The sequence below is a fragment of the Leifsonia sp. 10N434 genome, from assembly GCF_056394405.1.
Map to the genome: position 1 here is coordinate 161,628 of NZ_JBFTHV010000001.1, position 13,231 is coordinate 174,858.

The following is a 13,231-nucleotide window of genomic DNA, read 5'->3' on the forward strand; positions in this document are numbered from 1 at the left end:
GCTGCCGCAGGTTCGCGTGTTCCCCGATTCGGGAAAGCGCTTACCCGATGGTAGCCATCGCCTGCGGAGATCGTCAACCTCGGGCGCGGGCGGGCGTCTCCACCGCGTCGGCCGCGTGGAAGTCGATCCCCTTCGCCTGCCGTCCGAGCGCGGTGAGCACGATCACCGCGATGGCCGCGATCCCCACGGTCGACGCCATCGCCCATCCGTACCCGAGCTGCGGCGCCAGGGCCTGCTGGATCGGCAGGTTGAACGCGGCGATCACATTGCCGAGCTGATACGTCACTCCGGGATAGAACCCGCGGATCGCGTTCGGCGACATCTCATTGAGGTGCGCCGGGATCGCTCCCCAGGCTCCCTGGGTGGTGAACTGGATGAGCGCGGAGCCCAGGCAGAGCAGACCGGCCGTCGTCGAGAAGGCGAAGATCGGGATGATCGGCAGGGTCAGCGCAGCGCCCAGGATGATCGTCGCCTTGCGCCCCCAGCGGTCGGACAACGACCCGAGGGTGATGCAACCGACGATCGCCCCGATGTTGTAGATCACGACGATCCAGCCGGCGGTCGCCGCATCCAGCCCGGCTCCCCCGTGATCCGTCGCCTTCAGGAACGTCGGGTAGATGTCCTGCGTACCGTGGCTCATCCAGTTGAACGCTGCCATCAGCAGCACCAGGTACACGAACCGGCGGAGCACCCGGCCGTCGAAGAACACCCGGCGGATCGAGGTGTTCGCCTTGCGCATCTTGTCCTGCGTGTTCTCCCACACCTCGGACTCCTTCACCCGCGAGCGGATGATGAGCGTGATGAGCGCAGGCAGGATGCTCAGGGCGAACAGCCAGCGCCAGCTCAGGCCGAACACGGAGTGCACGAGCAGGAAGGCGAGCGCGGCGAGCAGATAGCCGGCCGAGTACCCCGCCTAGAGGATGCCCGAGTAGAACCCGCGACGCTGCCGCGGCACCTTCTCCATGGTGAGTGCGGCGCCCAGACCCCACTCGCCGCCCATCCCGATGCCGTAGAGCAGGCGCAGGATGAACAGAACGGTGAAGTTGGGCGCAAACGCGCAGAGGAAGCCGACGACCGAGTAGAAGCAGACGTCCACCATCAAGGGGACGCGGCGCCCGATCCGGTCGGCCCACAGCCCGAACAGGTACGCGCCGACGGGTCTCATGACGAGAGTGATCGTCGTGAGGAATGCCATCTGCTCGAGCGGCACCCCGAACTCGGCGCCGATGTCGGCGTAGACGAGCACGATGATGAAGTAGTCGAATGCGTCCATCATCCAGCCGAGCAGCGACGCCACGAACGCGTTGCGCTGGTCGGCGTTGAGACGGGTGGGTGCGGTGTCGGTTGCAGCCACGAGAGAGCCCTTTCGATCGACGGTGATCAGGATGCGCTAGCGAGAAAGCGCTTACCAAACGGTTACCGTAGACCGATCGAACGGGGTGTCAACCCATCGATCCAGCACGGAGGGCGAGGGAGCGGACGTGGCGCAGCGGGGCACTGAGCCCGAGCGGGGCCGGCCGATACGGCGACCGTGACGGACGCCGCGGCTACGGACGGAGCGGTGTCGATGCGCGCAGCGTCACCACGCCGGCGACGGGCTCGGTGAGCGACTCGCCCGCATCGTCGGCGAGGGCGAGCTCGAGTGCGCGTGCGCCGATCTCGGCGAGCGGCAGGGTGACCGTCGTCAGGGATGGCGTCACATCCTGCACCAGGGGGATGTCGTCGAACCCGGCGATCGCGATGTCGTCGCCCGGGCGCACTCCGGCCTCACGCATGGCGGCCATCGCGCCGACCGCCATCACGTCGGTGACCGCGAACACGCATCCCGGCCGGGCGTCCTCGGCGAGCACCGAGGCCATCGCCTCGTAACCGCCGTCGCGGGAGAACGCGCCGTGCCGCACCCGCGCATCCGGTGCGACGCTCAGGAAGCCCGCGGTCCGCTCACGCGCGGTCACGAGGTTCTCCGGCCCGGCGAGCACGACGAAGTCGGAGTAGCCCCGCGAGACGAGCGCACGGGCGAGGTCGGCGGCCCCCTCCGCGTTGAGCACGGCGACGGACCGCACGCCGTCGACCGCCGAGCCGATCACGGCGACCCGGTCGAGCGCCCCGAGGTCCGCTGCGGCCGCGTCCACGACACGGCTTCCGGCGAGGATCACGGCACGGGGCCGCTGTCCCCGGAGTGCGGCGAGGGCCGCCTTCTCGCGCGACGGCTCCACCCCGGTCGCCGTGAGCGTGACGACGAGACCGCGGTCATCGGCCACCCGGATGACCCCCGACGCGATCGAGGAGAAGTACGGGTCCGCGATGTCACCGACCACCACGGCCACCGTGTTGCTGGTGCCGCGGGCCATCGCCTGCGCCTGCGTGTTGGCGCTGTAGCCGAGGGCGCTGGCCGACTCCAGGACGCGCGCCTGGAGCTCCGGGTTCACCTTGCGCGTGCTCCCGTTGAGAGCGCGGGATGCGGTGGCCAGCGACACTCCGGCGTGGTCGGCCACCTGCGCGAGGGTGGGGGCGTTGTCGGTCACACCGTCACCCTATCCGGCCCGCTCATCGGCGATCAGCCGTGAAGACGCGGAGTCGAGGCGCGGACGACCGGGTAGGCCGGCACGGTGCGCACGTCGCCGTCGGGACTGAGCGCCCGCTTGATCGCCTCCTCGGCCACCGTGTCGAGCGCGATGTGCACCGTCGTCAGGGGCGGCACCACATCCCGCAACGTCGTGATGTCGTCGAACCCGGCGACGGCGATGTCGTCGGGGATGCGCAGCCCACGTGCGCGCAGGCCGGCGATCGCGCCGAGTGCCATGTCGTCGGTGATCGCGAACACCAGCTCCAACCGGTCGAGCTCGTCATCGGAGAGCGCCAGGATGTGGTCCCGCGCGCCCTCCCAGGTGAACTCGGGATACGCGACCTCGGTCACGGCATCGCCGGCCGACGACTGCGCCATGCCGGCCACGAACCCCTCGACGCGCTGCTGCATCGAGAGCAGCGGCGTCGCGCTGCCGAGCACCAGGCTGCGCCGGTAGCCGAGCCCGGCGAGTGCGGCGGCGAGTTCTCGCGCCCCCTCGTGGTTGTCGAACGTCACCGTCTCGAACGGGAGGTCGGTGCGGCTGATCAGCACCACCCGGCCGCCGGTCTCCTCGTAGCGCTGGAGTTCGGCGATCAGCTCGCCGCCGCTCGGCGGGTCGACATAGCCGGTTCCGGCCAGGATGATCGCCTGCGGCTGTTGTCCGCGCAGCTCGCGCACGAGGTCGAGCTCGCGGTCGACGCGGCGGTCGGTGACGGCGATCGAGACGCGCAGGTCGTTGGCCTCGGCCTGCCGCATGATCGCGGCGGCCATCGCCGAGAAGTAGGGATCGGAGATTCCGCTGATGATCAGGGCGACCGTGCGGGAGGAGCCGCGGGCGATGACCTGCGCGGCGAGATTGGGTGTGTAGCCGAGCTCGCGAGCGGCCGCCAAGACCTTCGTCCGGTAGCTCTCCGCCACTTTGCGCGCACTGCCGTTCAGCACCCGGGAGGCGGTCGGCTGGGACACCCCGGCGCGCAGTGCGACGTCGTCGAGCGTGACGGGCCTGCGCGGACCCTCGTCGCTCTGCGGTTCGCTCACCGCTCCAGCCTAGCGAACGGGCAGACCGCCGGGAATGCGGATGCCGAGCGTGTCTCACCTCGACTTCGACACCGCGGTCACAGCATCAGCATCCACGCGAGGCCCGCGCCGCAGGCGCCTGCCGACACCGCCGAGTGGATGTGCCAGCCACGTCGTGCGAGAAGCGCCCGCACCGCGATCCACCCGACGACGACCACGAGCATGGCGCCAGGGGCCGCAGCCGACAGCGCGAGACTCCCTGGGGATCCGCCCATCCGGTGTGCGTGGGCGGCTGTGCCCGCCGAGCCCGGCAGCGTGCCGGTGGCCATGAACGCCATCGTCGCCATGACGAGCAGCATCGCCCACAGGTCGGCGAGATGCTCGCGCGCCCAGTGCTTCGTTCGCGCGAGCGGCGCGTAGCCGAACGAGAGCAGCACCAGGGCGCCCGCTGCCGCGACCATCGCGCCGGCGGTGTGCCCTCCCAGCACCGCGGCCGCCATCACGCCCGCCGGCACCGCCTCGTGCGCGAGCGCCCGGGCTGCACCGCCCAACGATGCGGGCGAGACGAAGGTGTTCGCGCGCCCGAACCCTTCTTCTCGCACCGATCGCGGTGCGCGCCCGAGCGCCGCGCTCACGCGCGCCAGACGGTCTTGATGTTCGTGAACTCGCGGATCCCCAGCGCCGACAGCTCACGGCCGTAACCGGAGTCCTTGACACCGCCGAACGGCAGCTGCGGGAACGACGCGGTGAGACCGTTCACGAACACGCCGCCGGCATCGATCCCGTTCTGGAAGAGCTCCGCCTCGCCGTCGTCGTTCGTCCACACGCTGGAGCTGAGTCCGAAGTCGGAGTCGTTCGAGCGCTCGACCGCCTCCTCGGCGCTGGCCACGGGGTACAGGCACGCGACGGGGCCGAAGCACTCCTCGCGGTAGATCCGCATCTCGGGCGTGACGCCGGTGAGCACGGTGGCCGGATAGAACCATCCCGGTCCGTCCGGGATCTCGCCGCCCACGAGCGCGGTCGCCCCCTTGGCCAGAGCATCCTCGACCAGCGCGTGCGCGTCGCGCCTGCCCTGCTCCGTGGCGAGAGGGCCGAACGAACTGGACTCGTCGAACGGATCGCCGGCCTTCTGGGCAGCCATGCCGGCGACGAACGCCTCCTCGAACGCACCGTAGACGTCGTCGTGCACGTAGTACCGTTTGGCCGCGATGCAGCTCTGACCGGAGTTCTGCACCCGGGCGTTCACGCCGGCGGCGGCCGCAGCAGCCACGTCGGCGGAAGGCATCACCACGAACACGTCGGTGCCACCGAGCTCGAGCACCGACTTCTTGATGTTGCGGCCCGCGGCTTCGGCGATAGATGAGCCCGCCCCGACCGATCCCGTGAGCGTCACGGCGCGGATGCGCGGGTCGTCCAGCAGAGGCGCCACCGCACCGCCTTCGAGCAGCAGGGTCTGAAACGCCCCCGCAGGGAACCCGCCGCGCGCGAACAGCGACCCGAGGTACAGGGCGCTCTGCGGAACGCTGGACGCGTGCTTGAGGATGCCGGTGTTGCCGGCCATCAGTGCGGGCGCGGCGAAGCGGATCACCTGCCAGAAGGGGTAGTTCCACGGCATCACCGCGAGCACGGTGCCGATCGGCTGGTAGCGCACGCTCACCGCCGAGGCCCCGACGTCACCCGGCTCGACCGGGTGCTCGTCGGCGAGGTACTGCTCGGCGTGGTCGGCGTACCAGCGCATCCCACGGGCCGACTTGGCGACCTCGTACTTCGCGGTGCCGATCGTCTTCCCCATCTCGGTGGAGACGAGGGACGCGACCTCGTCGAGCTCGGCGTCCAGGAGGTCCGCGGCCGCGCGCATCCAGGCCGCGCGTTCGGCGAAGGTGGTCGCGGCGAGCTCCGCGTAGGTGGCGTGGGCGGCGGCGACGATGCTCTCGACCTCGTCCGCGGTGTGCGGCTGGAAGGTCTTGAGGGTCTCGCCCGTGGCGGGATTGACGGTGGCGATGGCCATGTGCTGACTCCTTTGTTCTGCGGTTGGCGTGTTCTGCGGTTGGCGTGTTCTGCGGTCGAGTCTCTGCTGCGGAGGACTAGCCGGTCGCGCGGCGTCGTGCGAGCTCGATGCCGCCGCTGACGGGTGCGTCGTCGAGCAGCACCACCGCGAGTGCCGGATGCGCGCGCGTGATCCGCGCCGACAGTGCCGAGAAGAGCCGGGGCTGGTTCGCGATCACGCTGCCGGCGGCGACGACGGCATCCGCGACTGCTCCGCGGCGGACGAGCTGGTCGACCAGGGCGGCGAGCCGTTGGGCCGAGCGGTCGATGACGCGCGCCGCCCGGGCGGATCCCGCATCGGCCGCGGCGAAGACCGCGATGGCGCGCGGCCCCCAGTTCTCTGCGGTGGGGGTGTCGTTGACGGCGCGCGCGAGGGTGGGCGCCGAGGACACTCCGAAGGCGAGCTGCAGCGCGTTGAGCAGTCCGTCGTCGGGGAGCCCCTCGTCGCGGGCGAGCAGGGCCGCGATGGTCGCATCGCGCACGATGGCCGGCGCGCCCCCTTCGTCGCCGATCACCCAGCCCCAGCCTCCGGAGAACAGCGTCTCGCCGGCGGCGTCGCGCCCGACGGCGATCGATCCGGTGCCAGCGATGATGCCGATGCCCCGCTCGATGCCCGCAGCGGGCACCAGCAGTTCGGCGTCGTTGACGACGGTGGCCGGGTAGCCCAGTAGCTCGAACTCGTGCTCGAGCTCACGACAGTGCTCGACGGTGTCGCAGCCCTGCGCGCCGACACCGACGGCGAGCACGCGCGCACCCTCCGGCACCGCGCGGCGGATGCGGTCGGCAAGCCAGCGAGCGGCGCTCCCTGCCGGCGAAGCGCTCCAGTCTTCGGCCGGCAGGGAGACGTCGGCGATACGCGAGCCGTCGAGAGTGTCGACCCGCACGCCGAGCTTGGTGCCACCGGCATCCAAGCCCACGATCACATCGGTCACGCCGCTCCCCCTGCCGCGTCGACCGGAACCTTCGTATCCGCGTTGTGGAAGACGAACTCCTCGATCTCCACACCGCGCACGTCGGCGACCGCCCCGACGAGGATCTGCAGCACGAGGGCTTCGAGCACCGCGCGCTGCGACGCGGGGAGCTTGGGCAGCCGCACGGGGTGGAGCGTCGCCGACGGCTCGACATCCTCCCCCGTGATCAGGATGACGTGGTGGCCGGCATCGGAAAGGGTCGTCGCGAGGTCGATCTCGCGGCTGTCGCCGAGCACGACGTGCACCCCGTCGCCTGCGGACTCCATCGACCCGTGCAGGTACTGCCGGGTGCTCATGGCCGTCGCTGGAATGCGTGCCACCTCGCGGAACAGCAGCGCCCCGGCCTCCGCCGATCCCACGGCCGGACCGGCCCCGACGAAGTCGCAGGAGGCGACGGTGCGGAACAGCCCGGCGAGCCCCACCACCTGGTCGGTGACCCCGTCCTCGACCGATGCGAAGGTCTCGTGCAGGGTCGTCCACCCCGGGTCGATCCGGCCGCCGTCCCACGCATCGGCGAGCATCCCCAGGGCGGCGACGGTGGCCGTGTAGCCGAGGGTGGAGGCGTAGCTGTCGGAGAGGTTGCCGAGCGAGATCGTCGACGCGAGCTGCGCGATCGGCGAGGGCTCGGAGTTGACGACCGCCAACCGCAGCTCCGGAGCGACCGACTCGAGCACGGCGAGCGTCTCCGCACTCCGGCCGCTCTGCGAGATGCCGACGATCGGATGCACGCTCTCCGGGAACGGGAGAGGGAGATCGCCGGCCCCCAGGCGCCACGAGTGGATGCCGCGTGAGCGAAGGCTCCAGACCGGCGCGCACGCGGCGGCGAGGCTCGCCCCGATGCCGACGAAGATCGGCCCGGGACCACTCAGCACCCCGGCCTCCTTTCGCTCCTCGATGCGGTCGGCGATGCGCGGGATGGCCCGGCCGAGCTCGTCGGCCTGAGTCGCGCGGGCTGCCGCGAAAGTGATGTACCCGATCATCGGTTTCCCCTCGATGGTGTGGTGGTGGCCGCCAGGGCCGTTGGTGCGGTCGGATCCCACTCGATGGGGAGCGGGTCGACCGGTCGAGCGGTGCTCGAGATCGCGACGGGGACGCCGGAGTCGATCGACTCCTCGATCGCCAGCATCACCTCGAGCGCGTGGTAGGCGAGCTCCCCCGAGGCTCGGGGAGTGCGGCCGTCCCTGATGGCCCGCGCCATCTCGAGCACTCCGACCCCGCGCTCGCGGTGGACGCCCGGCGGCGGGATCTCGGTCCAGTCGGCGAGGCGGTCATCGCCGGCGAGCACTCTGGTCGCGCCGTCGAAGCCGCTGACGGGCACCTCCAGGACCCCGGCGGAACCCGTGATCTCGAAGGTCTGACGTCGCAGAGCCGAGTCGAAGCTGTAGACCGAGGTGCCGACGACTCCGGAGCGGAAGCGAGTGAGGACGCTCACGTGCGTGCTCACATCCACGGGGAAGACGGTACCGGCGTCCGGACCTGAGCCGATGACGCGCTCGGTGCGCGGCGTCTGGCCGAGCGCTTCGACCGAGGCGACGGGGCCCAGCAGCTGCACCATCGTGCTGACGTAGTACGGGCCGATGTCGAACAGCGGGCCCGCCCCCCGGGCGAACAGGAACTGCGGGCGCGGATGCCACGAGTCCGGCCCCGGCCCCTGCATCAGGGTGAGCAGGGTCTGGGGCGTTCCGATCGCGCCCTCGGCCAGGAGCCGGTGCGCGTTCTGGATCCCCTCGCCCAGGATGGTGTCCGGAGCGTTGGCCACGACCACCCCGGCGGCGGCAGCAGCATCGAGCACGGCGCGAGCAGCGGCGAGGTCCAGGGTGAGGGGCTTCTCCCCCCAGACGTGCTTGCCGGCCGCGATCGCGGCGAGCGCCACGTCGGCGTGCGCAGCGGGGATCGTCAGGTTGACGACGATCTGCACCGCGTCGAGCGCGAGCAGCTCGTCGACCGTGCCGGCGAACGGTACGCCGTAGGCCTCGGCCTGCGCTCGCGCCCTCTGCACATCGAGGTCGGCGATGCCGACGACCTGCACATCCGGATAGGTGCCCAGCGACCGCAGGTACTCGTCGGAGATGTTCCCGGCCCCGATGATGCCGACGCCGGTCATGCCCGCACCAGCCCGCCGAAGTAGTGCGCATTCTGCTCCACCAGGGGGAAGACGTCGCCCTCGTGCACGACGACCTCGACCACCGGGAGCTCGAGGCTCGCGGCGAGAGGCAGCACGTCGGCGATGTCGAAGGGGTTGCCGGCGTCGTACTTCACGTGGAGCAGCCGCACGCGGTCTCCGAGGCGCGGCACGAGCTCGTACACGTCGGCACCCCCGACGGCGGCCCAGTACGTATCCAGCTCGAGCACGACGGCGGGGTCGAGCCGTTCGACGAGGAGTTCGTACACCGGCCTCCCCCCGACCGTCTGCGCGAACTCGAAGTCGTGGTTGTGGTAACCGATCCGGATGCCGCGCGCCGCCGCGTACGCGCTCGCCTCGTTGATCGCCTCGGCCAGCGCTTCGATCCCGGCACGATCGGCGATCGACGCCGGAGGGACGAAGGGCACGACGACCGTACGCACTCCGAGGCGTTCGGCGGCGTCGAGCACCCGGTCTCTGTCGAGCTCCGTGATCTTCGCGTGCGCGGTCGTCGCGGACAGCCCGGAGGCGGCGAGAGCCGCTGCCAGACCGTCTGTATCCGTGAGGATGTCGTACGGCTCCACATGCGTGAACCCGAAGCCGGCGAGGCGTGCGAGCGTCTGCGGCAGCGCATCCGGGCCGATGTCGTCGCGCACGCTGTAGAGCTGTACGCCCAGGGGGCTCGTCATCAGTGGTGTCCTTCGTGGCCGAGGGCGGCGTGCTCGCCGCTGTGCTGTTCGTGGTGGGAACCGCCCGGCGCGCAGTGGTCGCTGGTGGTCTCAGGGATGTCCAGGGTGGGGTTCGCGCCGAAGAAGCCGTGCGGCTTGAGCACGAAGCCGGCGGAGTCGACCGGCATGATCGGCCAGTCCTCGATGCGCGGGAAGTGGGTGAGGCCGAAAGTGTGCCAGAGCACGATGTCGGTACCGTCGACGGCACGGTCGGCCGCGGTCCAGGCGGGAAGCCCCGCGCCCCCCGGATGCATGTTGACGAAGTCGCCGGCCGGATAGAGTTCGTCCGGCTCGTACGCCGTCACCCAGAGATGCTTGGCGGCATACGTCGCACGCTGATGGATGTCCGACTGTTCGTCGGCCAAGAGGGCGGGTTTGCCCTCGGGGTAGAGCACGTAGCCGACATCCCGGCCCAGACGGTTCTGCACTCCGGGGTTGGACACCAACCACACACGCCCGCGAGCGTTGTCGGCCAGCCGCTGCGCCTCCTTCTCCGTGCGCAGGCGCGTCACGGTCTGCGTGATCCCCGTGCCCGTCGGGTTCGCCGGGCCGCGCGGAACGAGCACGGCCTCGAGCTCGTCGACCGCGTTCACCGGTCCGTCGACGGCCATATCGAGGCGGGCCGAGAACAGGTGCTGGTGATACGGGGCGCCGAGCCCGGGGGCCAACTCGGAGGCATAGGCGTATCCGGCGCCGGGATAGGCCGAGGTGAACACCACACCGGTCGCCTTCACCTCGAGCTCGATGTTGCCGTCGAGCGAGAAGTACCAGTAGAACCCGTAGTCGTAGTTGCCGACGGTCACGAAGAAGCTGACCACCAGCCGGCGGTTGCGACGGGAGTCGCTCGAGCCGTTCCAGTTGTCGAAGTGCTTCCAGAGGATGCCGGTGTCTTCTTCGTGGATGCAGATCGCCTGCGGGATGACGCGCACGTTTCCGGCATTGTCGGCCAGCGTCGCATCCAGGTAGGTGATGTCGCCGACGCAATCGCAACCCAGCTCGAGGGAGTTGGCGAAGCCGCCGAGCAGGTACTCGCCGCAGTCGAAGAAGTTCTGGAACCAGCGCTGCGGACTCGGGTCGCCGTACGGCACCATCATCTCGGCGATGGATGCCCGGTAGACGACGGGACGCTGCACCCCGTCGTCGGCGATCGAGATGTTGTGGAAGACGAGCCCCTCGCGCTGATCGAACGACACCTGCAGCTGCCATCCTGCCCAGGAGAGCACGCCGTCGTCGTCGATGCTGAAGCTCGGGCCCTGGGGCTGGGTGATCTCGATCGGCTTCAGGCCGGTGCGCTGAGGCTTCCCGACCCAGTCGGCCAGGTGGAAGTTGCCGTCCTCCTGCGGCACCGGCAGCTCGACGTAGTCGATCACGTCGAGCACCTCGCGCGTCACGACGTCGACCATCACGGTGACTCCGTCGACCGGATGCGCCCAGCCGAGGTCGTCCGGTGTCTTCTGCAGGAACGTGAAGCAGCGCTGGATGCGGCGACCCGCCTCATCCGGGGCGAGCACCCCAGCGGACAGAGGATTGACGCGGAGGGTGGAGAGGTCGGTGAGGCCGCGCTTGCGCATGGCCGCGAGCCAGCGCTCGTCCTGGTGCACGATCTCCTCGACCAGCCCGAACTCGGCGAGCACGACGGGCACCTGTCCCTCGGCGGGATCGAGCTCGAGTGCGCTGACGATCCGGTCTTCTGCCGGGCAGACGACGACATCGTGGGAGGCGCCCGAGGCGAAGTCGACCAGCATCGCGCGGAACCGCCGCGCCTCCGGCCGCGCCCCGTCGGCCAGCAGCGTGCGCTTGTCCTGCTCGAGCAGTCCGAAGTACGACACATGGGTCTGTTCGCCGAGCAGGCCATCGCGCACGAGGATCCGGCGCGCAGCCGCGATCTCGTCCGGGCGCAATGAGGCGAGCGCCGCGGCGACGGTGGAGGTGCCGATGGATGCGGCGGTGTCGGTCACTTAGAGCTCCGTTCGGTTGTGGCGGGCGAAATAGGTGCGCAGGCGGTAGCGGTCGCCGGCGTACTGCACCGTCGAGGCGAGCACGGGGCGTTCGCCACGGCCGCGGACGACCTGGTGCATGACGAGAGTGGGGGTACCGGCTTCGACGTCGAGCGCCGAAGCGACGTCGGCGCTGGCCTCGCGCGCCTCGATCGTGGTCTCCGCGTTGGCCAGCTCGTTGCCTCCGTCGGCCAGGGCCTGGTAGAGAGAGTCGGTCGTGAAGTCGAAGCGCTCCGGCTGCGGCAGCAGCAGGGCGGGGATGAGCGCCCAGTCGAGGGCGATCGGCACGCCGCCGAGCATCCGCACCCGGCCGAGCCGGAAGAGCGGCGTGCCCGGGGCGATCCCCAGCTTCTCGGCCTCATCGATCGTCGACGCGGAGACCTCTGCGGTGAGCACGCGGGAGGTGGCGAGCAGCCCCATCCGCTCGGCCGTCTCGCTGAACGATTCGAGGCTGTTCGGCCACTCGTTGCGCTCGTCGGCGTGCCCGGAGACGTACCAGCCGCGGCCGTGCGACGGCGCGATCGCGCCGTCGTCGACGAGCGCCTGCAGCGCTTTCCGCAGTGTGACCCGGCTGATGCCGAGGGTGAGACAGAGCTCCCGCTCCGGCGGGAGGCGGGAACCGGCACGCAGAGTTCCACCTGCGATCTGCTCGCGGAGGGAGTCGGCGGCCTGCACCCAGAGCGGGTCCGGGTAGTCCGTGCGGATCGTGGTGTCGTTGACGGTCATCGCTCGACGCTCACCGTCTCCCACACGCCGCTCTTCATCGAGGCGTAGCAGGCGTCGAGGATGCAGTTGACGACGAACCCGTCATCGAAGGTCTCGATGGGTTCCTCGCCCGCCGCGAAGCGGTCGACGAAGTGCCGCATCTCCTGGCTGAAGCCGTACGCACGCGCCTCCTCCGGCACCGGATAGACCCAGCCCGTGTCGGCGTCCGCCTTCTCGACCAGATAGCCGGCGGGGTTCTCGATGAAGCCCCACACCGGCGTCTGCGACGTGTCGGTGACGATGCGACCGGCGCTGCCGACGAGTTCGTGGCGCAACTGCATGCCGCCCTTCTCGATCCACGACGACTCGATCTGCGCGAGCTGCCCGCCGGCGAACTTGAGGAGCGCGATGGCGGTGTCCTCTCCGCTCGTCTTGTCACCGTGCACCATCGTCGCTCCCCACGCGAAAACCTCCGCCACCGGGTTGTGCTTGCCGAAGAAATGCCTGGCGGACTCGACGGTGTGGCAGCCCATGTCGAGCAGGGCGCCTCCACCGGCCGTCTCCGCGTCCCAGAAGTGCGGAGCGTGCGGGCCGGAGTGGGCCTCTCTGGCGCGCATGGTGAGCACGTCGCCGATCGCCCCGGCTGCGACCATCTGGTGCGCTTTGGCGATGTTGGGCGAGAAGACCGAGCTCTCGGCGTAGCCGTGCCACACCCCCGCCTCCGTCACGATGCGCAGGATCTCGGCCGCCTCTGCGCCTGTGCGGGCGAGCGGCTTGGTGCAGACGATCCCCTTGCCAGCGGCGGCGGCGATGCGCACAGCCTCGACGTGCGCCTCGTTCGGCAGCGCGATGACGACGAGGTCGACCTCGGGGTCGGCGCAGAGCTGCTCGATCGAGTCGTACTGACGTGCGATCGGGCCCCATTTCGCCGCGAAGGCCTCGGCCCGCCCGAGGTCGCGCGAGTAGTTGGCGACGATCTCGGCGTTCCGGACGTCCTGCAGCGCATCCGCATAGGTGTCGCTGATGAATCCGGAACCGAGAAGACCGACTCGAATCACATTTCCTCCTGTTTGACCTCG

At 70.2% G+C, this 13,231-nt stretch carries 12 protein-coding genes and 1 pseudogene; all 13 read right to left on the reverse strand.

Annotated elements, in window-relative coordinates:
• Positions 1–73: 73 nt before the first annotated feature.
• Complete coding sequence (locus tag AC1DB1_RS00725; protein ID WP_477200065.1) at positions 74–739, reverse strand: MFS transporter; 666 nt, start codon at positions 737–739, stop codon at positions 74–76.
• Positions 722–1,354, reverse strand: a pseudogene (locus AC1DB1_RS00730) (MFS transporter); the annotation flags it as partial. The gene AC1DB1_RS00725 and the pseudogene AC1DB1_RS00730, both read right to left, overlap by 18 nt.
• 193 nt (positions 1,355–1,547) lie before the next feature.
• Entirely contained in the window at positions 1,548–2,525 is a 978-nt protein-coding gene (locus AC1DB1_RS00735) for a LacI family DNA-binding transcriptional regulator (protein WP_477199421.1), read from the reverse strand.
• Between the two features lie 32 nt (positions 2,526–2,557).
• Positions 2,558–3,604 (reverse strand): LacI family DNA-binding transcriptional regulator, encoded by a 1,047-nt coding sequence (locus AC1DB1_RS00740; RefSeq protein ID WP_477199422.1) that lies wholly within the window; start codon positions 3,602–3,604, stop codon positions 2,558–2,560.
• Positions 3,605–3,681: 77 nt separating this feature from the next.
• On the reverse strand, positions 3,682–4,218 hold the full coding sequence (locus tag AC1DB1_RS00745; protein ID WP_477199423.1) for a hypothetical protein: 537 nt from the start codon (positions 4,216–4,218) through the stop codon (positions 3,682–3,684).
• The gene (gene aldh / locus AC1DB1_RS00750) at positions 4,215–5,591 is read right to left on the reverse strand and encodes an aldehyde dehydrogenase AldH (RefSeq protein ID WP_477199424.1); all 1,377 of its coding nucleotides are present in this window, start codon (positions 5,589–5,591) and stop codon (positions 4,215–4,217) included. Before aldh ends, AC1DB1_RS00745 begins: the two co-directional genes overlap by 4 nt.
• Positions 5,592–5,667: 76 nt before the next feature.
• Complete coding sequence (locus tag AC1DB1_RS00755) at positions 5,668–6,561, reverse strand: BadF/BadG/BcrA/BcrD ATPase family protein (RefSeq protein ID WP_477199425.1); 894 nt, start codon at positions 6,559–6,561, stop codon at positions 5,668–5,670.
• Positions 6,558–7,580 (reverse strand): SIS domain-containing protein, encoded by a 1,023-nt coding sequence (locus AC1DB1_RS00760; protein WP_477199426.1) that lies wholly within the window; start codon positions 7,578–7,580, stop codon positions 6,558–6,560. The genes AC1DB1_RS00755 and AC1DB1_RS00760 overlap by 4 nt, the downstream gene beginning before the upstream one ends.
• Complete coding sequence (locus AC1DB1_RS00765) at positions 7,577–8,704, reverse strand: Gfo/Idh/MocA family protein (RefSeq protein ID WP_477199427.1); 1,128 nt, start codon at positions 8,702–8,704, stop codon at positions 7,577–7,579. The genes AC1DB1_RS00760 and AC1DB1_RS00765 overlap by 4 nt, the downstream gene beginning before the upstream one ends.
• Entirely contained in the window at positions 8,701–9,411 is a 711-nt protein-coding gene (locus AC1DB1_RS00770; RefSeq protein WP_477199428.1) for a sugar phosphate isomerase/epimerase family protein, read from the reverse strand. The genes AC1DB1_RS00765 and AC1DB1_RS00770 overlap by 4 nt, the downstream gene beginning before the upstream one ends.
• Positions 9,411–11,408: a primary-amine oxidase gene (locus AC1DB1_RS00775; protein WP_477199429.1), complete on the reverse strand. Its 1,998-nt coding sequence runs from the start codon at positions 11,406–11,408 to the stop codon at positions 9,411–9,413. Before AC1DB1_RS00775 ends, AC1DB1_RS00770 begins: the two co-directional genes overlap by 1 nt.
• Positions 11,409–12,173: a GntR family transcriptional regulator gene (locus tag AC1DB1_RS00780; RefSeq protein ID WP_271177288.1), complete on the reverse strand. Its 765-nt coding sequence runs from the start codon at positions 12,171–12,173 to the stop codon at positions 11,409–11,411.
• Positions 12,170–13,210 carry a Gfo/Idh/MocA family protein gene (locus tag AC1DB1_RS00785; RefSeq protein ID WP_477199430.1) on the reverse strand — a complete coding sequence of 347 codons (1,041 nt, stop codon included), beginning with the start codon at positions 13,208–13,210 and terminating at the stop codon, positions 12,170–12,172. Before AC1DB1_RS00785 ends, AC1DB1_RS00780 begins: the two co-directional genes overlap by 4 nt.
• Positions 13,211–13,231: the final 21 nt, after the last annotated feature.

Bases quoted from the DNA above. Each gene is read 5' to 3' on its own strand.
- AC1DB1_RS00725 (WP_477200065.1), bottom strand. From the start codon at position 739: ATGCGCAAGGCGAACACCTCGATCCGCCGGGTGTTCTTCGACGGCCGG.
- aldh (WP_477199424.1), bottom strand. From the start codon at position 5,591: ATGGCCATCGCCACCGTCAATCCCGCCACGGGCGAGACCCTCAAGACC.
- AC1DB1_RS00760 (WP_477199426.1), bottom strand. From the start codon at position 7,580: ATGATCGGGTACATCACTTTCGCGGCAGCCCGCGCGACTCAGGCCGAC.
- AC1DB1_RS00765 (WP_477199427.1), bottom strand. From the start codon at position 8,704: ATGACCGGCGTCGGCATCATCGGGGCCGGGAACATCTCCGACGAGTAC.
- AC1DB1_RS00770 (WP_477199428.1), bottom strand. From the start codon at position 9,411: ATGACGAGCCCCCTGGGCGTACAGCTCTACAGCGTGCGCGACGACATC.
- AC1DB1_RS00780 (WP_271177288.1), bottom strand. From the start codon at position 12,173: ATGACCGTCAACGACACCACGATCCGCACGGACTACCCGGACCCGCTC.